17 protein-coding genes are annotated in these 22,564 nt (G+C 43.0%); 8 read left to right on the forward strand and 9 right to left on the reverse strand.

Features of this window, described 5'->3' with window-relative positions; translation table 11 throughout:
* Window positions 1-250: 250 nt before the first annotated feature.
* The 7 genes from dnaQ to A1232T_RS04310 all read left to right on the forward strand — a co-directional run bounded on the left by dnaQ (window position 251) and on the right by A1232T_RS04310 (window position 7,878).
* The gene (dnaQ, locus tag A1232T_RS04280) at window positions 251-1,993 is read left to right on the forward strand and encodes a DNA polymerase III subunit epsilon (RefSeq protein ID WP_077448210.1); all 1,743 of its coding nucleotides are present in this window, start codon (window positions 251-253) and stop codon (window positions 1,991-1,993) included.
* A 177-nt stretch (window positions 1,994-2,170) separates the two neighbouring features.
* A complete protein-coding gene (locus A1232T_RS04285) occupies window positions 2,171-3,913 on the forward strand; it encodes a hypothetical protein (protein WP_077448211.1) in 1,743 nt (580 codons plus the stop codon).
* Between the two features lie 94 nt (window positions 3,914-4,007).
* A complete protein-coding gene (locus A1232T_RS04290; RefSeq protein ID WP_077448212.1) occupies window positions 4,008-4,835 on the forward strand; it encodes an RnfABCDGE type electron transport complex subunit B in 828 nt (275 codons plus the stop codon).
* An 11-nt stretch (window positions 4,836-4,846) separates the two neighbouring features.
* Complete coding sequence (gene nth / locus A1232T_RS04295; RefSeq protein WP_077448226.1) at window positions 4,847-5,542, forward strand: endonuclease III; 696 nt, start codon at window positions 4,847-4,849, stop codon at window positions 5,540-5,542.
* Window positions 5,543-5,774: 232 nt separating this feature from the next.
* Window positions 5,775-6,941 carry a methionine adenosyltransferase gene (gene metK, locus A1232T_RS04300; protein ID WP_077448213.1) on the forward strand — a complete coding sequence of 389 codons (1,167 nt, stop codon included), beginning with the start codon at window positions 5,775-5,777 and terminating at the stop codon, window positions 6,939-6,941.
* Between the two features lie 83 nt (window positions 6,942-7,024).
* Window positions 7,025-7,357 carry a DUF3144 domain-containing protein gene (locus A1232T_RS04305; protein ID WP_077448214.1) on the forward strand — a complete coding sequence of 111 codons (333 nt, stop codon included), beginning with the start codon at window positions 7,025-7,027 and terminating at the stop codon, window positions 7,355-7,357.
* Between the two features lie 143 nt (window positions 7,358-7,500).
* Window positions 7,501-7,878, forward strand: a complete 378-nt coding sequence (locus A1232T_RS04310) for a hypothetical protein (RefSeq protein WP_077448215.1) — start codon at window positions 7,501-7,503, stop codon at window positions 7,876-7,878.
* Between the two features lie 101 nt (window positions 7,879-7,979).
* Here the strand turns inward: A1232T_RS04310 and A1232T_RS04315 are convergent, their stop codons facing one another.
* The 6 genes from A1232T_RS04315 to gyrA all read right to left on the reverse strand — a co-directional run bounded on the left by A1232T_RS04315 (window position 7,980) and on the right by gyrA (window position 18,172).
* Complete coding sequence (locus tag A1232T_RS04315) at window positions 7,980-9,608, reverse strand: BCCT family transporter (protein WP_077448216.1); 1,629 nt, start codon at window positions 9,606-9,608, stop codon at window positions 7,980-7,982.
* 286 nt (window positions 9,609-9,894) lie between these two features.
* Entirely contained in the window at window positions 9,895-11,127 is a 1,233-nt protein-coding gene (locus A1232T_RS04320) for a hypothetical protein (RefSeq protein ID WP_077448217.1), read from the reverse strand.
* 348 nt (window positions 11,128-11,475) lie between these two features.
* Complete coding sequence (gene clpB, locus A1232T_RS04325; protein ID WP_077448218.1) at window positions 11,476-14,064, reverse strand: ATP-dependent chaperone ClpB; 2,589 nt, start codon at window positions 14,062-14,064, stop codon at window positions 11,476-11,478.
* A gap of 311 nt (window positions 14,065-14,375) precedes the next feature.
* Window positions 14,376-14,597, reverse strand: a complete 222-nt coding sequence (locus tag A1232T_RS04330; RefSeq protein WP_077448219.1) for a hypothetical protein — start codon at window positions 14,595-14,597, stop codon at window positions 14,376-14,378.
* On the reverse strand, window positions 14,587-15,291 hold the full coding sequence (locus A1232T_RS04335; RefSeq protein ID WP_077448220.1) for a glutathione S-transferase: 705 nt from the start codon (window positions 15,289-15,291) through the stop codon (window positions 14,587-14,589). The genes A1232T_RS04330 and A1232T_RS04335 overlap by 11 nt, the downstream gene beginning before the upstream one ends.
* Before the next feature lie 169 nt (window positions 15,292-15,460).
* Window positions 15,461-18,172: a DNA gyrase subunit A gene (gene gyrA / locus A1232T_RS04340; protein ID WP_077448221.1), complete on the reverse strand. Its 2,712-nt coding sequence runs from the start codon at window positions 18,170-18,172 to the stop codon at window positions 15,461-15,463.
* Window positions 18,173-18,519: 347 nt separating this feature from the next.
* Here gyrA and A1232T_RS04345 point away from each other — a divergent pair, with 347 nt between their 5' ends.
* A complete protein-coding gene (locus tag A1232T_RS04345) occupies window positions 18,520-19,338 on the forward strand; it encodes a methyltransferase domain-containing protein (protein WP_077448222.1) in 819 nt (272 codons plus the stop codon).
* Here A1232T_RS04345 and A1232T_RS04350 read toward each other — a convergent pair.
* From A1232T_RS04350 to A1232T_RS04360, 3 genes are all read right to left on the reverse strand, one after another.
* Entirely contained in the window at window positions 19,309-20,496 is a 1,188-nt protein-coding gene (locus tag A1232T_RS04350; RefSeq protein ID WP_244152370.1) for an ABC transporter ATP-binding protein, read from the reverse strand. The genes A1232T_RS04345 and A1232T_RS04350 overlap by 30 nt on opposite strands.
* Before the next feature lie 80 nt (window positions 20,497-20,576).
* Window positions 20,577-22,175 carry an ABC transporter permease gene (locus A1232T_RS04355; protein WP_077448224.1) on the reverse strand — a complete coding sequence of 533 codons (1,599 nt, stop codon included), beginning with the start codon at window positions 22,173-22,175 and terminating at the stop codon, window positions 20,577-20,579.
* Between the two features lie 129 nt (window positions 22,176-22,304).
* The coding region (locus A1232T_RS04360; protein WP_077448225.1) for a zinc ribbon domain-containing protein at window positions 22,305-22,564 on the reverse strand (260 nt) is incomplete at its 5' end.

Below are 22,564 nucleotides of genomic sequence, written 5' to 3' on the forward strand. Positions count from 1 at the left end.
GCAGAGAAAGTGTTAACCCATCACTGATGGGTTAAAAAAAGCGGTGAGTTCCACCGTGTTAGCCTGTGGAGACGATGTAAGACCTGAGTGTAATCACAATGGCAGACGTCTATGAAGCAGGAAGAAAACTCTAAAACTATGTGAGTAGGCTTAGGTAAGTTTTTCGGAACGGTAAGCTCAAATAAGGAGGTCTTATTTGCTATACTAGCGCTTAACTATTTTTATCCTATTTTAGCCAATGCGAGTCGCTATGTCTGTTCTTAATCCAAAGCCCAATACCACTGTTGCTTTTACTGATGGTGCCTGCAAAGGTAATCCTGGCCCTGGGGGTTGGGGTGCTTTTTTGGTGCATAGTGATGGTCGTCAAGTTGAGCATTTTGGCGGCGAAACTCACACCACCAACAACCAAATGGAGTTGATGGGCGCGATTATGGCTTTAGAAAAAAGCCCGCATGATCAACATCTAGAGATTTGGACCGACTCAAGCTACGTTAAAAATGGCATTACCTCTTGGATTCAAGGCTGGAAAAAAAAGGGCTGGAAAACATCTGGCAATAAACCGGTCAAAAACCAAGAACTTTGGCAACGCCTTGATGCCCTACAAGCCAGCCGTGATGTTAGCTGGCATTGGGTAAAAGGTCATGCAGGTCATGAAGGCAACGAAAAGGCAGATGAGCTGGCCAACCGCGGCATTTTATCTTCTTCTGAATCTACGGCCTCCCCTGCTAATGACAGCGATGAGCTTAAAAAAAAACTAAATAATTCACAGAATATAGCGACTTCAGAGGCACAAATACAGACCTCTCCCCTTTTTGATGAGCAAAATGATCATCCAGATAACATAACGAGATCCCCAAGTAATATGAATAACTCGGAAAATAATACCTTTCAAAACGACAGCGATTGGATTAAAGATGATCCTTTAGGTTTTGATGAGATGTCCCCTGAAGAAGAGGCTGCTTTGGCAGCACAGTTTGGTAATTCTCAAAGCCAACCAACACCAAACTTACAAACCAATGAGGCTGGGACAGGTCAAACAGCCCAAGCACAACAACAGCCTCAAGCAACTAACGAGCCAGAGGTTGAAGAAATTGAGTTTGATGGGGATACCAGCCGGGCCAACCCTCATTTTAAACCGCTACTGCCTGAGCCTATTAACAGAGGACAGACGGGCCGTCAGTTGATTATGGATACTGAGACCACAGGTCTAGATGCTTTAAAAGGCGACCGAGTGATTGAGGTGGGTATCATCGAGTTGGTTAACCGTAAGTTTACTGGTGAAAAACTGCACGTCTATATCAACCCTGAGCGTGGTATGGATGATGAGGTTATTAGAGTTCACGGCATCTCAGAAGCCTTTTTGGCTGATAAACCTAAATTTAAAGACGTTGCCAAGCCTCTTTATGAGTTTATGCTAGGGGCTGAGGTCATTGCCCATAACGCGCCATTTGATATCAGCTTCTTATCGATGGAGTTTGATAAAGTTGGGCTGACAGATTTTGCTGAAAAAATAACCGTAACTGACTCGTTGGTGATGGCCAAACAGCAGTACCCTGGTCAAAAGAACACCCTAGACGCTTTAGTACGCCGTCTTAATGTGGGTAAAATGGACCGTACCTTCCACGGCGCTTTGCTTGACTCGGAGATTCTAGCCGAAGTTTATTTAGCGATGACGGGTGGTCAGGTCGCTCTAGCTATCGATGAAGATACTCGGTCTGAAGGTCATGGCTCGCATGCTGACTTTAGTCACCTAGCAGCACAGATACTAAGTGCTAAGACCCAAATTAGCGATCATGTAAGCTGGGTAGCCAAAATGTTTAAAAAGCACCCAAAGCTGGCTGAGACCCAAGGTGTGGGCTGCTTTTATAGTATTGATGATGCCACAAAAGCCTCAAACCTGTTATTCCAAAAACCTATTTTAGGTCAGCAGCCTTACTCAAGTCGCTTAAACATAGACCCTATCATGGCCAATAATTTATTTATTGGATCTTAGTCTTACTCTAGACTGATGGAGTGCTTAGATAGTTTTTATACGCTTAGATTAAAAGTGATTTGTTGATGGTGATTGCTAGATGACGCCAATTATAATAAAGTGACTGCTACGCAATAGGGACATACTCGCGTACCTGTGCAAAACCACAATGGACTCCTTTATTAATTGGTAATTTATATGATTTCCAGCAAGCAAAGCCACACTGCAGTGAATACCATCAGCATCACTAACTTCGATTTAACTTCGCTCTATTTGTTACGCTCAGAAATACAAACTATTTTACAGACCGCAGAGCAGCATTTAAGCGAATTCAATGATGACTCTGAGCAAGCACCTTTATTGCTGGATTCTGTGGCGATGCTAAAACAGTTGGCTTCTGTTCTGCAATTGATATCTTTGCATGGTGGTAGCGACTTAGCTTATGCACTATCTGAAGGCATGCAGTCTCTTTATGATAAAGCTGACAGTGGTGATGAGCGCTTAATCTTAAGCTTAGCCCAGGGCATGATAACTTTATCACGCTATATAGAATTTGTCTTACTACAAGAGACCGTAGAGCCTAGCCTACTGCTTGAAGCGATTAATGATATTCACTCATTAATTGGTAAAGCCGCCGTTACCGACGTAGGAAATGAGCGTTTTGCCGCTGATAACTATCATTATGTCAGTGTGGCCAATCCCGCGCAGAACTTTCAATCTGTTGAAGACTTAGGGCTTAATAGCGATTTACTGACTACTGCTTATAGAGCCGGCTTAGCCGTAGTTCTTGCAGCCGATAGCAGTTCTCTATCAGATAGCGACCTTAAAAAAACTGAGGTCATGTATACGGCATGTGCCTTAATAGCCAATCAATCAAAAACACTATTTTGGCGGGCTGCAGCTGCCGTTACCCAAGATATCCGAAAGCTACTTCCCTTAAATGAAGCCAAAAAGAGTCTTTACATCTTTATCGACCAACAATTTCAAAGCTACTTGCCAGCTGATGACAGAAGATTTGCAGACTTGGTTAGTTTTGCCTGCAAGCAAAACAACAACTGGGCCAATGAGCTAAAAATACAGCTCAAAGAAAACCAGCTGGATCAAGGACAGTTAACAGAGCTAAAGTACTTCTTACAAGGTCCAGATCAAAAAATCACTTCTACAATTAATGAGCTGATTCAGCAAGAGATTGATGCCGTTAAAAACGATATTAATGAGTTGGTAAATCACTCTATCCCATCAGAAGGCGCATTAAAATCAGATAGCTTCCAGCCTATAGCCGAAAAGCTATCTAGCCTGGCCTCAACGCTACAAATTTTAAACTTGCAACAAGCCAGCCAAGCCTTACGTGATTCAGTCAAAGAGGTCAGTAGCTGGTTAGCGCCTAGTGCTGCTGAGTTGGATCAATTATTAAACAGACTGATGGTTGCTGAAAATGCCGCTCTGACTTTATCAAAGTCACATACCCCAACCGCTCAACTGCAACAGTTAAATAATGCCAACATCTCAATTCATCAATTGGATAGCGCTTATTTAGACTTAATCAAAGAGACTCGTCAGCTAATAAGTGATTTGGAACATCGTATCAGTGACTTTGTAGATACATTGCCAACTAGCAAGTCGGCTGACTCTACAGACAATGAAGCATTACAAGACATTCCCGAAAATTTAAAACTAATTGCTGGGGCGCTGCGTTTTTTACAGTTAACCGATGCCGCCAACACCATCAATCGCTTGGGGTTAACGCTTGAAAACAGTGAGTTGATTAACAGCAGTAGCCGAGTTCAATCTGGTACAGAAAAATATAGCAACTTTGCAAAAATAGCCGATATTTTATTGGCGACAGACCATCAGCTTAGCAGTCAGCAGCTAGGTCAGCCAACTGTTAAACAAGCGGTTTATACCGCCAATCGAAGCTTAACTGAACTATTCAACCATTAACTAATGGCTCTTAAAGTATTACAATACGGCTTTGGTCAGTACCCATCGGTACTGACTTTTAAGTTATTTATTCGTTATTTATTATGAGGTACTCGTGAGCACTGACCGATTAGACGACCTTCCTATCCTATTTAATCGCTTTGGGCTTGAGCGCCTGACACAGAACCAACGTGACAAGATTGCTACGGTTGATGCCACCTTGCCTCAGACTCAATGTGGGCTATGTGACCACCCTGAAGGCTGTTTGCCCTACGCCATTGCCATGGTGGTGGATAATGAGCCGCATAATAAATGTGTGCCAGGAGGTCAGCCTGTTAGCGACACCATCGCAAGAATACTAGACAAAGAGCCCCTACCAGCTCGCCCGTCTCCTTGGCCCGTCGATCCTAATACCAGTCGTCCTACTGAAGTGCGTGCTGTGATACGAGAAGATGATTGTATTGGGTGTACTAAGTGCATTCCAGCCTGCCCAGTTGACGCCATTATCGGTACTGGCAAACACATGCATACCATCATCAGTGACTTATGTACCGGCTGTGAGTTATGTCTACCGCCCTGCCCTGTAGACTGTATCGATCTGGTCGAAGTACCTCGTGACCCTGCCACTGAAACGGTAGAGTTTAGAGACAAAGAGCAAGCTCATCTTCGATATCGCTATCACAATCATCTCAATCGTGTGGCAGACCAAATGGCAGACAAGACTCACTCTAAGCCAGTTACCAGTGTCATTGAGACCATGATAGGTAATGCGTCACACCAAAGCTTAGATATCGATACCTCTAAAGCTAAAGCTACTATCGCTGGGGCCAAGCTACGTACCAAAATCAAAAAGCTAGAGAAGCAATTAAGTGTCCGTCCTAATGACAGCAAGCAGGCAGAATTAGACGACTTAAAACAGCAGTTAGCTGAGCTTGGAGAATAGTGAGTGATAATATGAGTAAAGTTGTTAAGCATAAAACCGCCCATACCCCTCCTTCAAGACGGTTACCCAATCGTAATGTGGGACCCTTTTTTGAGAAGTTAGCAGCAGCGATAGATGAGCCAGTGACTGAGCTTGAATACAGCAGCAACTTTGAGCTGCTTATTGCGGTTATCTTGTCAGCACAAGCCACGGATGTCAGCGTCAACCTAGCTACTCGTAAGCTTTTTCCTGTGGCCAACACGCCAGAAGCCATTTACGCTTTAGGGGAAGAGGGCTTAAAAGAATATATTAAGACCATAGGTCTATTTAATTCCAAAGCCAAAAATGTCATCAAGGCTTGCAAAGACTTAATCGACAAGCATAACAGTGAAGTACCAGACAACCGTAAAGACTTAGAGGCGCTGGCAGGCGTGGGTCGAAAAACCGCCAATGTGGTACTAAACACTGCCTTTGGACAGCCTACTATGGCAGTGGATACCCATATTTTTCGAGTCAGTAACCGCACGGGACTTGCCACTGGCAAAACCGTGCTGGCCGTTGAACAAAGACTACTTGAGCGTGTGCCTGAGGACTTTATTCTAGATGCACATCATTATCTAATCTTACATGGCCGCTATACGTGTCAAGCCCGTACCCCTAAATGCGGAGCCTGCCCAGTTTATGAAGAATGCATGTTTAAAGACAAACAGGCATTCGCTGAGCTGTAATAATGGCCTTACCTGCTTTAATAGCTATTATCTAGCACATAACCCTATCAATAGCGTCAAGTCACTAGAGTTTTCAGTGAGTTAAGGGTAAAATAGGCTATTTAAATTTTTATGATTATCTTGTTTGATTTTACCGTCATACCGTAATGACCTTTTATGCGTCATCGCCGTGCTAAAATCTCAATTCCCAAATCCAAGCTCCTGAATCCTGAATATAAGTGACTCTCCTACTATGCATGACTATCAACTTTTTACCTCAGAATCTGTAAGTGAAGGCCATCCCGATAAAATGGCAGACCAAATTTCAGATGCTCTGCTTGATGCAATTATGCGTGAAGACTTACACGCCCGTGTGGCCTGTGAAACCTTAGTTAAAACAGGGGCAGTAGTTTTAGCCGGTGAAATTTCAACCACTGCCAACATCGATATCGAACGCATTGTTCGTGACACGGTTAATGAAATTGGTTACAACCATTCAGACTTAGGATTTGATGGCAATACCTGTGCGGTTATCAATATGATTGGCAAACAATCGCCTGAAATCGCCCAAGGCGTTGACCGTCAAAACCCAGAAGACCAAGGTGCTGGTGACCAAGGGTTAATGTTTGGCTATGCTAGCAATGAAACTGAAGTGTTAATGCCAGCGCCAATCGAATATGCACACCGCCTAATGGAGCGTCAGTCTAAGTTACGCCGCTCTGGTGAATTATCTTGGTTACGCCCTGATGCCAAAGCACAAGTTACCTTAAAGTATGCCAATGGCATTCCTTCAGCGATTGATGCTGTGGTTCTATCTACTCAACATGATCCCGATGTGTCTCAAGCAGATTTGCATGAAGCGGTAATGGAAAGCATTATCAAGCAAGTTATCCCAGCTGAGCTGCTGCATAAAGACACTCGCTATCATATCAACCCAACAGGTAAATTCGTTATCGGTGGACCTGTGGGCGATGCTGGTTTAACAGGTCGTAAAATTATCGTAGATACTTACGGTGGTATGGCACGTCACGGCGGCGGTGCTTTCAGTGGTAAAGACCCATCAAAAGTTGACCGCAGTGCAGCGTATGCAGGTCGTTATGTGGCCAAAAACATCGTAGCTGCTGGTCTTGCTGAGCGCTGTGAAGTTCAAATCAGTTACGCCATTGGTGTTGCTGAGCCAACTTCAATTGCAGTAAATACTTTTGGTACTGCCAAAGTGAACCGTGAGGTTATTATTGAGCTTATCCGTACTCACTTCGACCTACGCCCTTATGGCATTACCCATATGCTAAATCTGCTACAGCCTATGTATCAGCAGACAGCTACTTATGGTCACTTTGGCCGTGAAGGTAGCGAGACTGCTTTCACTTGGGAAAAAACAGACAAAGCAGACCTATTAAGAGCTGACGCTAATATCTAATTAACCCCTTTTGATGCAGCACATAAACAAGCTTTGGTGCTGCATTCCCCCTATTTAATTAATAAAAGTTAAAGTTGATTATTATGACCGATATTCCTAACAACGAAAATCCTAAGCTATCAAAAGACATCGAAGCTTTTTACAAGCGTGCTGATGCCATCATTGAGCTTGCTAATAGCCAGTTAGGCTCAGAAGCCCACTCAGGACAAGTTGGTGCCTCATTATTGTACGCTGCGGCTCGTTATAGCGCATCAGTTGCTTCTATCGGCTTCGTTAAAGGCAGTGACTTAGCCAAAGAGAAAAATGAAATTATTGAGTTCTATGCAAAACAATATCGTCAAATGTTAAGCGATAACTTAGATGATTATGCGGACAACTTTGATAAATACGTACAAACTGGCTCAGAACAAAAGTAGCAATTTTGCTAATCAGTCTTTTTAATCAATTAAAAGAGCAGCAATAATTTAAATACAAGATAGATAAATAGCTCACCCTTGGTGGGCTATTTTTTTTGCTAAGATATAAGCCTACTACCACTCAATTAGGATGAGGTACTATCATGAAAGGATTCAAGAATGACAACCAGCATAAGCGATTTGGTATCGCTAAGCTCATAGCTTTATCGCTTACTACGGGTTTACTAGTGACAGGTTGTATGATTACAGAGGATTCCAACTCACCTAACACCCAGACGCCTACCCCAACTACTACGCTGCCCGATGCTCACAACGTCAAAGCAGCACAGTGTGGCCCATTTACACCAGAGAAAGCAGAGGTAATGTGTACCATGCAATATGACCCTGTTTGTGTTAAACACAAAGCCCCTGATGGTCAAATCAGCTACAAGACTGCGGGCAATGCTTGTACTGCCTGCACCACACCCACAGCCATTAGCCATACTCCCGGTGAATGTGGTACAGGACTGCCTACTCACTAATTAAATTTGAAATAAAGTAAAAAACAAAAAGGCCAATTCGATGGAATTGGCCTTTTTTATTGTTTATATAAATAAACGGATACTAGTAGTTTTATTGAAAATTAGTCACCAGAAACAATCTTCGGCGGACCCTTCAATAACTCTTCATCCACGAACTCATCGGCTGTGTTATGTTCAGCAGACTCTTCGGTGATAAACCTTAGCTGAGCACGATATAAGATCAGTCTATCGCGACTTAAGCCACGCATTAATGAGTACATCATCACCACTATCACCACAGCAAAGGGGAAACCTGCCACAATAGCTGCAGCCTGTAGTGCACCTAACCCACCAGCTGCCAATAAGATAGCCGCTACCAAACCTTGCGTCACTGCCCAAAATAGACGCTGAATTTTAGGAGGGTTGGCATCACCACCTGAAGTTAGCATATCAATCACGAAGCTGGCTGAGTCCGATGAGGTCACAAACCACAGGACAATCATAATGATAATCAGCATAGTCGTAGCTTTAGTGAAAGGATAAAACTCCATTAGCTTAAAGATAGCATTACCATAATCATTTTGTACTACTTCGATAAAGCCTGGATTTCCTAACAGCTCCATATTCACTGCCACACCACCAAAGGTTGTGAACCAGAAGAATAAGATGGCCATAGGAACAAACAGTACCCCAAGTAAGAACTCACGAATGGTACGACCACGGCTGATACGGGCAATAAATACCCCCACAAATGGAGACCAACTTACCCACCATGCCCAGTAGAAAATAGTCCAAGCCGATTGCCAATCTGTCTTAGAATAAGCTTCATTCCAAAATGCCAGTTGTACGATATTTTGGACATAGTTACCAATATTTTCTACAAAACTATCGATGATATATTGAGTAGGACCCAATACAAAAGCGAACGTCAGCAATAAGAAAGTAAGTAAAATATTAATATCACTTAACCGCTTAATACCTTTATCCAAGCCCATCATTAATGAGCCACAGGCCAATAAAGTAATCATAGCGATTAAGATAATTTGTGCCGTAATGTTATTGGGTAGACCAAAAAGACCTTCTAGACCTGAGTTGATCTGCAGCACCCCTAGGCCTAAGGTTGTAACCACCCCGAACATAGTACCGAATACGGCTAACGTATCTACGGTATGGCCCCAACGGCCATTAATTCTTTTACCCAAAATAGGATATAAAGCGGAACGTATCGCTAAGGGTAACCCACGGCGAAAGTGGAAATAAGCCAAAGCCAGTGCCACAAAGGCATAAATTGCCCAAGCATGTATCCCGTAGTGTAAAAAAGAGATGTTCATTGCTTGCTTAGCAGCTTCAACAGTTTCTTTTTCACCCAGCGGCGGTGCCATGAAGTGATACACAGGTTCGGCAGTACCCCAGTACATAATACCGATACCAATACCTGCAGAGAAAAGCATACCTATCCATGAAGGTAGACTATATTGTGGTGCTTCAGTCTGATGCCCAAGCCTAATATCTCCGTATCTACTAAAAATTAGATACAGACAGATCACTACAGCAGCATTCATCACGACGATAAAGAACCACCCAAATCTGTGGGTAATAAAGCTTTGCATTTCAGTAAACAGCGTATTCGCCATTTCCTGAAACAATGCCCCAAATATAATAAAACCAAGAATCAATACAACTGAGGCTATAAATACAGGCTTATTAACCTTAGGAAATGGTCCTAAACGCCCAGTTTTTAACTCACTCATTTGTGTTTTTACCTGTCAAAAAAGAAATCACTGTATCAACGCAAAGCCTGTATAGCAATTTAAGTCACAGCTTTACATCAATAAGTTAACAAATGTTAATTGCATAATTGATTTTTTTTGTGAAAAAGGGTCTATATTTTTTATTTTCTAAATTATTAAATTCTACTAAAAGATAATGATTATATATAACAATAAAATAGCCATAAAAAAAGACCCAGTATTTAATACTGGGCCTTTTTTTTACTTATGAGTTATGAATACAGCAACAGGTTTTAAGTATTAGAACTTAGCTGCACTGCTTATTAATTTCAGCCAATAGCCATTTGCCATTTTTTTCATTGAAGAAAGGGTTTAGCTTTTCAGGATTTAAAGATTGAATCTGACAAATCTCATTAGCAATGTCATTATGCGCAAAGGCTTTGTCTAACCAGCGCTTACTAGAAACCTTATCGCCCATTTTGGCATAATCCATAGCGGCTAACAGCTCACTTAGGGCTAAGTCTTCAACCTCTTCGGTTAAGAAAGTTTTAGCACTTTCAAGAAGTTTGTCTTCATTGAAGTCTTGATATCTTAAGTCAGTCAGGTTTAGTAGCTGAGTAAAATATAGACTCTCATCACGCTCAAGCACTTCAAGCAAAGCTTTCTCAGTTTCAATTACACTGAGACTTTCTGACGACTTTTTATCAGTCTGAGGCTTATCGCTTAATTGAGTGGTCATTTCTTTTAACCAAGGTAGAGAAGCCACAGCTTTATCTAATGATTGTCTAACGTCTCTGTTGTTGGCTTCAGCCTGAGCTAAGAAAATTAAAGTTTGATTCAATAGCAGTTCTTTTTTCTTAGGCTTTTGATCTAATTCAGTAGAATAGTTTTGTAAATAGTCGGTGAGTTGACCCACAGTAGCAATCAAAGCTCTATTGGTCATTAAGGTTTTTACCATCGCATCGCCATTAGCAAAAGCGATAGGTTCATTTAGCCATTGGTTCCAAATATCGTTAGCTTGTAGCCACAGTTGAACATCTTGCTCTTCGCCTGCAATCAGACCGTGACGCACATAACTAAAGAACAAGGCTTGCTGGGCATAAAGTAAGTTAGATAAGGCCTCTCTTTTATCTGCTTCAGCTAAGTTGGGGTTATTTAACTCATTTTGAGCAGCTTCGACTTTTACTTGATTCATTTGCTCAACTATCGCAAGAGCTTGTTGTTTACACTCAACAGACTCAGTTTGCTCAAGTTGATTGGCCAAATCGATACGGTTACTGCTTTTATCAAACAGTTGATCATAGCTTAGTGTTTGACTCGAAAACTTCTTGATTTCAGGTTCGATTAGCTTTTTATAATCATCACTACAAGCGTTAATAGCTTGTGCCCAACTCGCCGTATCTAATTGACTGGCGGTAGTTGTGATCTGCGCTTTATTTGCCTCAGTCACAACAGAGGTTTTTTCATTAGAATTTGAGGTTTCTGACGGTAAGGTGCTGCAAGCAGAAGCAGCAAAAACCGTAGCAAGCAGAAGCAGCAAAAACCGTAGCCAGCAATACAACACTTAATTTGGTTTTTTTAAAAGGGGTACCTAAAGTCATTATTTATTCCTTACGGATTGGACAGTGAGTGATTAGAAAATCTATAGACAGATAAGCGAATATCTTTTTACTTATAACCATAAATTGTAAGCTGACATGATAAACAATGCCCACTAGGTAAGCAATATCCATACTAATATAATGGCGTTTTATGAGCGTATATTCTCTATTAATTATGTACTCATCCTTTAAAATTAACAGACAGCAAAAACCCCTCACCTACTTTGGTAGATAAGGGGTTCTTTTTAACAAAAGACTAAGTAGATTGTCGTTTTACCTATCGGTATTTATGCTTTAGAAAAAAGTAAGTTATCTTCTTCATCCACATCGACAACGATGGTATCACCCGCTACAAACTCTCCTGAAAGCAGTTTCAGTGACAATGGGTTTTCAATCTGCTGCTGGATAGCACGTTTAAGAGGGCGTGCTCCATATACAGGATCATAACCCACCGCTACTAGCATGTGCATGGCATCTGGTGACAACTTGATGTCCATTTCACGCTCTTTGAGGCGATCACGCAGACGGTCTAACTGAATTTCAGCAATACCGGCCATCTGTGACATACCCAGTGGGTGGAATACCACAATCTCATCAATACGGTTCACAAACTCTGGGCGGAAGTGCTGACCCACAGATTCCATAACCGCAGATTTAATCTCTTCGTAGTCATCTCCTGCCATTTCTTGAATCTTGTGAGATCCCAAGTTACTGGTCATGATGATAACCGTATTTTTGAAGTCAACCACGCGGCCTTGTGAGTCGGTTAGGCGGCCGTCATCCAATACTTGCAGTAGAATGTTAAACACATCAGGGTGCGCTTTTTCTACCTCATCAAACAAGATGACGCTGTATGGCTTACGACGAACGGCTTCGGTTAATACACCACCCTCTTCATAACCCACATAACCTGGAGGTGCACCCACCAAACGGCTCACACTGTGCTTCTCCATGAACTCACTCATGTCGATACGCACCATGGCATCCTCAGAGTCAAACAAGAAGTTCGCCAGTGATTTGGTCAGCTCAGTTTTACCCACCCCAGTTGGACCTAAGAATAGGAACGAACCTGAGGGACGGTTTGGATCCGATAGACCCGCACGGCTACGACGTACCGCATTGGCCACAGACTGTACTGCTTCATCCTGACCTACCACACGCTCATGTAGACGCTCTTCCATCGCTAGCATCTTCTCACGCTCACCTTGCAGCATTCTATTGACAGGGATACCCGTCGCAGCAGCCACAACTTCAGCGATTTCATTATCTGTTACTTTATTACGAAGCAATTTAATTTCATCGCCTTCACCAGACTGCTGTTTTTGTTCAGCCAAGTCAGATTCCGTAATACGCTTCTCTAACTGCGGAATGGTCTCATACTGCAGCTTACTCATGGTCTCATAGTCGCCTTCACGACTGGCTTTGTCATAAGCAATACGGGCTTTATCTAGCTCGTCTTTTAGCTGCTGACTGCCTTTAACTAGTGCTTTTTCTGCTTGCCAGATCTCATTTAGATTGGCATATTCTTTTTCAAGCTCTTCAATTTGCTCATCTAATAGCTGACGTTCCGCTTGAGCACCAGCGTCTTCTTCGTTTTTCAAAACCTCACGCTGCATTTTTAGCTGAATTAAACGGCTATCTAACTTACCTAAGGCTTCAGGCTTACTGTCCATCTCCATACGCAGACGGCTTGCTGCCTCGTCCACCAAGTCAATCGCTTTGTCTGGCAGCTTACGGTCAGTAATGTAACGATGACTCATACGCGCAGCAGCAATAATAGCACTGTCCTGAATATCAACACCGTGGTGCAATTCATAACGCTCTTTTAGACCGCGTAAGATTGCAATGGTGTCTTCAACCGTTGGCTCATCGACCAGTACTTTTTGGAAACGGCGCTCTAAAGCTGCATCTTTTTCGATATATTGACGGTACTCATCAAGCGTGGTCGCACCCACACAGTGCAGCTCGCCACGGGCTAGCGCTGGCTTTAACATGTTACCGGCATCCATAGCACCGTCAGTCTTACCTGCCCCAACCATGGTATGTAGCTCGTCAATAAATAGGATGACGTTACCTTCTTGCTTAGCCAAGTCATTTAGAACGTTTTTTAAGCGCTCTTCAAATTCACCACGATACTTAGCACCGGCAATCAGTGCGCCTAAGTCTAATGACAAGACTTCTTTATGACGTAAGCCTTCTGGTACATCCCCATTCACAATTTTCTGTGCTAAGCCTTCAACAATAGCCGTTTTACCCACACCCGGCTCACCAATCAACACTGGGTTGTTTTTGGTACGGCGAGACAATACTTGAATGGTACGACGAATTTCTTCATCACGACCAATCACTGGGTCCAGCTTACCCATCTCAGCACGTTCTGTAAGGTTAACAGTATATTTATTTAATGCATCACGTTGGTCTTCAGCGTTTTGACTGTCCACGGTTTGCTCTCCACGAAGTTGTTCAATAACGGCTTTTAGTTTCTCTGAAGTAACCCCTGCCTCTTTAAAAATCTTCTTAGTATCGCCTTGTTCTGCCAAAATTAGCATGACCCACTCAGTAGCAATGTATTCATCCCCTGCTTTTTGAGCTTGACGGTCGGCTAAGTTTAAAATGCGAACGGACTCTGCATTTAAATTAACCTCTCCGGTTGGGTTGGCGATTACCGCTTCGTTTTCTAAAGCTTTAGCAACCCCGTTTTTTAGCGCTGGGATGCTAGCCCCTGCCTGTTGGCACACAGAAATATTTGACTCATCTTCTAACAGGGCGGCCATAATATGAATCGGGCTAATACTGGTATGGTCTCGACCAATAGCCAGACTTTGCGCTTGTTGCAAAGCCGCCTGTAATTTTTGAGTGAACTTTTCAAATCTCATCGAGTTATCCTTATAATAATTTATACTTTTTATATCGGTTTATCTTAAGCAACTTTCAAGTACTTTTGGCTGAAAAATCACCTTAGCCAGCACCCTTGCTTTGCTTGTTTCTGATATCTATATGCTGTCTAAACGGTTTGATTTCAAGTCAAAATTCATTATTTTTATCACTGTCAACATCTTTAGATGACTACCAAGTAATGCACTGAGCATAAAAAAGCCCGTAGTCAACGCTAACACGTCGGTACGGGCTTTACTGCCTAACTTTGGTTAAATAGTATAAGGCCAGAGAGATACCTGTTCACCTCCACTTACTGAGGCATCTGACAAATCACTAAACCTTCTTCTACGGTCACCTGCGCCCCTGCTAACTGACATTCTTTTACCAAATGTGAGCGGCTGGCTTGCCAACCTGCATAGAAGCTGACCACACAAAGTAGCAGTATAAATAGCTTTGTTTTCGAGTTTTTTAGAATTTCAGGTTTATCAGGCCCTGGTTTTTGATTCTCCTGAGTTAAAGGACTAGAACTCAAGCTTACCTCCTTTTTCAACAGCCGCTTTATAGGCAGCTCTGCCCTGACAGCGCTTTAACCAATTTAAAATATTATTATATCGAACTTCATCAAGTCCAGGTCCTGCATTGGCCGCTTCAATAAAAAAGCCCATTTGTACATCTGCTGCACTAAACTCGCTGCCTGCAAACCATTTGTCATTTGACAGCTTTTCTTCGGTTAAATCCAGCGCTATTCTAATATTTTTACTAATCATCACCGCTTCAACTTGCTTACGAATACCTTTGGCTATCGGCTTGATTAAAGTTGGCGAGCGCTCAACCACTTTATTAAACACTAAGCGCATTACCAAAGCTGGCATGGCTGAAGCTTCTGCATAATGCATCCAGAAATCATAATCACGCCACGCCTGACTCTCTGCATCAAGCTTAGGATGAAGCTTATATTCTGTGTCATATTTGGCCATTAAATAATCAATGATGTGACCTGACTCTATTAGACATGTCTTTTGCTCTGGGTCTTTTGGATTAAGTCCCTTAACCTCCAAGATAGGAGATTTCCCCGAAGGATGGACACGCTCTAAGCTTTTGGGTGCCAAATAAGACTTAGTACGCTCATATCTGGTGAGTTGATACTCCACACCAAGCTCTTCTAATAGCCACAAAATACGAAATGATCGAGAGTTTTCTAAATGATGTAAATGTAAATCTGACATAAACTTTCCTTAACTTGTGGACAAAAAAAATGCCAACATATTTATGTCGGCATTCTATAGCTTAATCACGACAACTCATAGGGGTTATTTGTTAACCTATGCTGTATAACAGCTTAAAGACAACGCTTAGTACTTATCAAATAGCAGTTATCAAATAAGCCCTATCAAACTACTGATCGTCTTCTACACTCTCATCAGCTTCTGTATCGATATTCTGATTTTCTAAAGCCTCAGTAGCATCGTCCGCCAATAAGCCTTCATCCTTCATGGCTTCAACAATCTCATCTTCCTCACCACTGTCTTCGACTCGAGCCATAGCAACTAAAGCTTCATCGTTAGCCAAGCGGATCAAAGTTACCCCTTGAGTATTACGACCTGAAGTGGCTACTTGAGCAACTGGCGTACGTACCAAGGTACCTTTGTTAGAAATTAAGATAATATCGTCTTCAGGGTGAACCTTCGTGGCACGAACTAATGCCCCATTACGCTCACTGGTCTTAATGGCGATCACACCACCACCACCGCGGTTCTGAGCATTAAACTCATCAACCGGCGTACGCTTACCATAACCGTTTTCACAAGCAATTAAGATTTCTTTGACGTCATCTTCAATGACTACCAAAGATTTGATGAATTCATTTTCAGCAATGCGCATACCACGCACACCTTTGGCAGTACGGCCCATAACACGAGCATCGTTTTCATCAAAGCGAATGGCTTTACCACTAGAAGCAAACAACATTACTTGCTGCTCACCATTGGTGATGCGGGCAGAAACCAGCTTGTCACCTTCTTCTAAGCCAATAGCAATCAGACCATTTGAACGGATGTTAGCAAATTGTGATAACTCTACGCGCTTAACGGTACCGTTAGCTGTGACGAAGAACACAAAACGGCTGTCAATTTCTTCTGATAAATTAGGAATTGGCAAGATGGTAGTGACTGCTTCATCTGGCTCAAGACCAATAATATTGACCAGTGGACGACCTCGAGAGCCACGACTCGCGATTGGCACTTCAAAGCCTCTTAGGCTAAACACACGCCCATTGTCAGTAAAACACAATACCGTAGCATGGGTTGAGGTCACTACCAGATGATCAATCACGTCATCTTCTTTCATCGCTGTGGCAGACTTACCTTTACCACCGCGTTTTTGTGCCACATAATCACTGATTGGCTGAGTTTTTGCATAACCGGTACGAGACACAGTTAACACAACCGTTTGCTCAGGAATTAGGTCTTCACGGCTAAAGTCTGTGCGAGAGTCTACGATATCTGTGCGACGCTCATCACCGAAGTTCTCTAAAATCTCATGCATCTCATTTTTGATAACCATCATTAGCTTATCAAAGTCAGCTAAAATTGATTCTAGTTCAGCGATTTGACGCAATAAATCTTGATACTCTTCAGTAAGTTTGTCTTGTTCAAGACCCGTTAAACGGTGCAGCTGCATCTCTAAGATGGCGTTAACTTGCTCAAGAGATAAACGATAGTTATTGCCATTATCAATAAGACCAAATGGCTTCTTCAGATCTTCGCCCTCAATAAACTCAGGACGCACTGAACGCAAGTCACCTGCCGCTAAAGTACCACGGCCTGCCGCTTGCAGCATAGCAACCACAGTGCCTGAGTCCCAAATTTGCTCTAACAGCTTCTCGCGGGCTTCACCACGGTTGGCCGACTCTTTAATGGTGGCAATAATGTCATCAATGTTGGCCAGTGCAACGGTCAAGCCTTCTAATAGGTGACCACGTGCTTTGGCTTTGTTTAGCTCAAAAATTGTACGGCGGGTCACTACTTCTTGACGGTGACGCACGAACGCTGCGATTAATTGACGCAGTGTCATTAGTTTTGGCTGACCGTTATCTAGGGCAACCATGTTGATGCTAAAGCTTGATTCTAGTGGCGTCTGTAAGAACAAGTTGTTAACGATAACCTCTGCCACTTCACCGCGGCGAAGGTCAATAGCAATACGCATACCGTCTTTATCAGACTCATCACGAATCTCAGAAATGCCTTCAATCTTTTTATCACGCACCAGTTCTGCAATACGCTCAATCAGCTTGGCTTTGTTTGACTGATAAGGAATTTCAGTAAATACAATGCGCTCACGATCGCGGTTAACCCCAGTATCACTCATCGACTCGATGTGATAGCGGCCACGAATATGTAGACGGCCTTTACCCGTACGATAAGCATCCACGATCCCAGCACGGCCATAGATAATACCACCGGTAGGGAAATCAGGACCTGAGATGTAGTTGGTCAGCTCTTCACTTGAAATGTTTGGATTATCGGCATAAGCCAAGCACGCATTGAGCACCTCAGTTAAGTTATGCGGCGCCATATTGGTCGCCATACCGACCGCAATACCGGTCGCACCGTTCACCAATAAGTTAGGAATACGAGCCGGCAACACACTAGGCATGCGCTCAGAGCCATCGTAGTTGTCTTCCCAGTCTACTGTGTCTTTTTCAAGGTCAGCAAGCATTTGGTGAGTCAGCTTCGTCATACGTACTTCGGTATAACGCATCGCAGCGGCAGGGTCATCATCGATTGAACCGAAGTTACCTTGACCATCAACCATCGGATAACGCAAACTGAAATCCTGTGCCATACGGACAATGGCATCATAAACCGCAGTATCACCATGAGGGTGGTATTTACCGATTACGTCACCGACCACACGGGCAGATTTTTTATAAGGCTTATTGTAATCATTGGAGAGCTGATGCATGGCGTACATGATGCGGCGATGCACAGGTTTTAGACCATCTCGTACATCAGGTAAAGCTCTAGATACAATAACGCTCATCGCATAATCGAGATAAGATTGTTTCATCTCATCTACGATAGCAATAGGACTGACCGAATCACTCATACATACCTCTCCATGTTGGCAGCTGACTTTCTTGGTGAAGGTTATCAATGCCCCTTCAAAGAAAAGAAACTGCAAACTATTTTTTAATTTTTTATACCAATAATAACCTGCCGTATTTTAGCATAAATTACGCCTAAACGGGCGGTTTTACTGACATTAACTCGCAATTCCTTAGTGAAATTAGCGTTTTTTTACAGATTAAAATACCCAGCCAATTTTCACCCTCACAGTTAGGATAATATTACTTGGTAAAATCAAATAGGTTGGTTACAATCAAGGCTTTTTTATCCCTGATTCAGCACAAATTTAACCCCATTATCTTAATTGACTCACTTAGGTAACTTCACATGACAACAGCAGAAGATCGTAACTTTGACCCCATTACTGAGCATTTTGTCAAAAAGGTTTATGGCGGGCTAAAAGGCGACATCAGATTGGCCGTATTAAAACGTGATCTTAGTGCTGTCGTCTCCGAGTTATCACAGCAGCTCAATCGCCCACTAAAAATACTGGACGTTGGTGCAGGTTTGGCACAGTTGTCTATTGAATTGGCCACCCAAGGTCATAGTGTGACTATCAATGACATCTCTGACAACATGCTTACTGAAGCTAAGACTCAGGCCAAGCAGTTGGCCGTCATTGAAGATATTGAGTGGCTGGTTTGTCCGTACCAAGAGTTAGACAGCAAGCTACCCTCTGAGTCTGTGGCGGGCTTTGATTTGATTTTATGTCATGCCTTGCTGGAATGGCTTGGTGAACCTAAACAAATTATGCCCTTTTTTAAGAAATGGCTGGCCCCTACTGGGGTTCTGTCTTTGTGCTTTTACAACCCTGCCAGCTTTGTGTATCGCAATCTAATCATGGGCAACTTTAATCTATTAAATAATCCTGACTTTAAATCAGACAATAAAAAAAGCCTTACTCCCAATAATCCAGTCAGCTACGAAGAAGTAGAAGGCTGGCTTACAAAGCAAGGCTTTAATATTAATAAAGTTAGTGGTCTAAGGGTGTTTCATGATTATGCCCCTTTAAAGCGAGGCGGACACAGCCATCCAGAAGCGGTCATTGAAATGGAGCTGCGTTACTCAGACCAAGCCCCTTATAAATGGCTAGGACGTTATATTCATGTGCTGGCGCTAAATACGCTGCCAAGTGGTGACATCTAATTCACTGCCTTGAAACAGCACCACATGCGCCATCAAAGGACGAAAACCTATCATCGAGCCCACAGGGTGGTCATGGTGGCTTGAAATCAGTGACAATACCTCTTCGCCATTATCTAGGCGTAAACGATATAAGAAATTGGCCCCGCGGAAAACGCGCTCAACCACCATGGCCTGCTGCGGACTGTGATCATCATGGACGATGTCATCGGGACGAATTAACACTTTAATTTTGGTGCCATTAGGGAAGTCATATTCACACACTTCCCCTTGAGCAAAATAAGTTTCATAATCCATTTCGTGATAATGAGAGTGAATCGGCTCAGGATAACGTTTAATATCCCCCAAAGAAGTCTTAATGATTCCCTGCTCGATGATGCCATCAATCATCGCCCCCTCTCCGATGAACTCAGCAATAAAGGGGCTATTGGGCTCATGATATAACTCATCTGGGGTTGCCCACTGTGCCAACTTGCCTTTATGCATCACTCCTATTTTATCAGCTATCGCAAACGCTTCATGCTGATCGTGAGTCACCAAAATAGCAGTGGTATTGGTTCGCTTTAGAATATCACGCACTTTAGCGGCCAATGATTCTCTAAGCATCATATCTAAGTTTGAAAATGGCTCATCGAGCAATAATAGCTCAGGCTTAGGGGCCAGTGCTCGAGCCAAAGCAATACGCTGCTGCTGCCCCCCAGAAAGCTGGTTGATGCGCTTATCGGCGTGTTCGCTTAGTTCAACCAACTCTAGCATTTCTTTAATGCGTGCTACCCTATCTGCCTTGTTCCAGCGGTGCAAACCAAAGCCAATATTTTCACTTACTGTCAGATGACTAAATAAAGCGTAATCCTGAAATACCATGCCCATATCGCGTTTCGCTGGCACGACTTGAACCTTGATTTTGCCTTGGTTGATATCGGTCAAAGTCTTACCGTTTAGGACCACTTTGCCGTTTTGGGGCGTCTCAAGCCCAGCAATAGCTCGAAGCGCTGTTGTCTTACCACAGCCACTAAATCCAAGCAGACAGCCAATCTCCCCTTGCTCTAATTGCATAGACAATGACTTTACTACCTCAGTCTCGCCGAAGCTGACACTGATATTATCTAACGTCAAATAGTGTGAATTTAATTGAGACTGTTGAGCTGAGGTTGACTGCATCGAATTCACCATTTTTTGCTTAGGCTATTATAGAGTAAGAGGTAGTAAAACAAGCTTTGAGGCATAATACTGAAATGAGTTTAACTCTTATCAGACTGAGTAATTAATAAAATAACAGGAATCAAGCCTACCAAAACGATAGTCAAACTCGGTAAGGCGGCACGTTCATACATCCCTTCAGAAGTCATTTCAAACACCCTTACGGCTAATGTATCCCAGCCTTGGCGGCGGGTCATTAAGGTAATAGGCATCTCTTTGGTGACTTCAACAAATACCATAATTAAGGCGGTAAATACTCCTGGACTAATTACCGGTAAATAAACTTTACGCCAGCGCTGCCAACGATTGGTGGTCAATAGCTGTGCGGCTTGCTCTTGGCTTGGGGTCAGTCTGTTTAACTGTCTATCAATAGGCTGAAAGCCAACAGTCATAAAGCGAGTAGCCAGTGCCAATAACATCACAATCACACTACCACTAAACACCTGAGCACTGGTAATGTTCTGGGCAATTAATAGGTTATCTAACCAAGCGATGGGAATAAACACCCCAACTGCCAGTACCGTTCCAGGAACCGCATACCCTAAGTTGGCCATAGAAACTAACAGCTGATTGCTGCGGCTAGGATAATGACGTAATAACCAAGCCACCAGCAATGCCACGGCTGCGATAGCTGTGGCAGTAGTGCCTGCGATTAATACTGTGTTTTTAACAAAGCCCCAATAACGAGCATCTAAGTCAATATGATAGTTTTTCACCACCCAGATTAACAGCTGAGTCATGGGCAGGCCAAAAGCCAGAATAAAAATAAAACTACAGAATACAACTGCCCATAGGTTACGAAGCCCGGTTAGCTTCTCACGTTGCCGACTGCCTGCACTGGGCAGATAGCTGCGTTTTTTCTGCCAATAGCGTTCTAAAAGCAAAATAATAAACACCGTAACAATCAGCAATGCGGCCAGCTGTGCGGCTGTGGTTAGACTAAAAAAGCCAAACCAAGATTTATAAATGGCTGTGGTAAAGGTGTCTAAATTAAAGACAGACACCGCACCAAAGTCAGCTAAAGTTTCCATCCAAGTTAATAACAGGCCGCCCACTACCCAAGGCATAGCTTGAGGTAAAGCCACTTTAAAGAAAGATTTATTGCGAGTAAGGCCCAGCATTTGACCGGCTTCTAGTGCTCGTTGACCTTGAGACAAAAAGGCTTGTCTGGCTAGAAGATAGACGTAAGGATAGAAAACTAAGGAGAGAATGAGACCAGCGCCCCAGACACTGCGGATGTTAGGGATAGACCAACTAAGGCCCATGTCTCTAAGAGAGGTCTGAATAAAGCCGCTGTAATCTAGCAGCCCTACACTGACGAATGCCAATACATAGGCAGGAATGGCAAAAGGTAACATCAATGCCCAGACAAAAAATCTTTGCCCTGTAAAGCGATACATGCTTGTCAGCCAGGCCAAATAAGTGCCTAGGCTACCCGCCAATACCGTTACCAGTGCTAAGATCAGTATCGTATTTTTTATGACTTGAGGTAAGACGAACTCGGCTAAGTGCGACCAAATGTCTGCCATAGGCTCGAGCCACGAGCGCATGACAATGATCACCGGAATTAACATAAATAGCGAAACCAGTGCTAACACTGATTTCGCCAATACTGACCCTTTAGAAATATTTGCTTTCATAAAACCCTATTGCAAAGTTTAAGGGCTACCTATGACAGGAGCCCTTACTTTCAGCAGTTATTTATGGTTTTGTTATATAGCATTAAATTACCTTGATATATATAACCTTTTGTTGACCTCCTCCCCTCGCTAAACCGAGGGGATTCCTACAGCTAGACGGTCAAGCCCGACCGCAAGGATGTTCTTAGCAGCATTGATATCTCTATCATGCCATGTGCCACACTCAGCACAAGCCCATCCTCTTATTCGCAAGCCTGCTCTACCTTTCGGACTACTGTCACTTATTTTAAGGCAGCACGAACAGGTCTGGGTAGTGTAACTCTCATTTACTATCTCAAGCTGACAACCTGCATGCTTGCATTTGTATTCCAGTTGTCGTTTAAGTTCAA

The sequence above is a fragment of the Psychrobacter pasteurii genome, assembly GCF_900162815.1.
In the GTDB taxonomy this organism is placed as follows: domain Bacteria; phylum Pseudomonadota; class Gammaproteobacteria; order Pseudomonadales; family Moraxellaceae; genus Psychrobacter; species Psychrobacter pasteurii.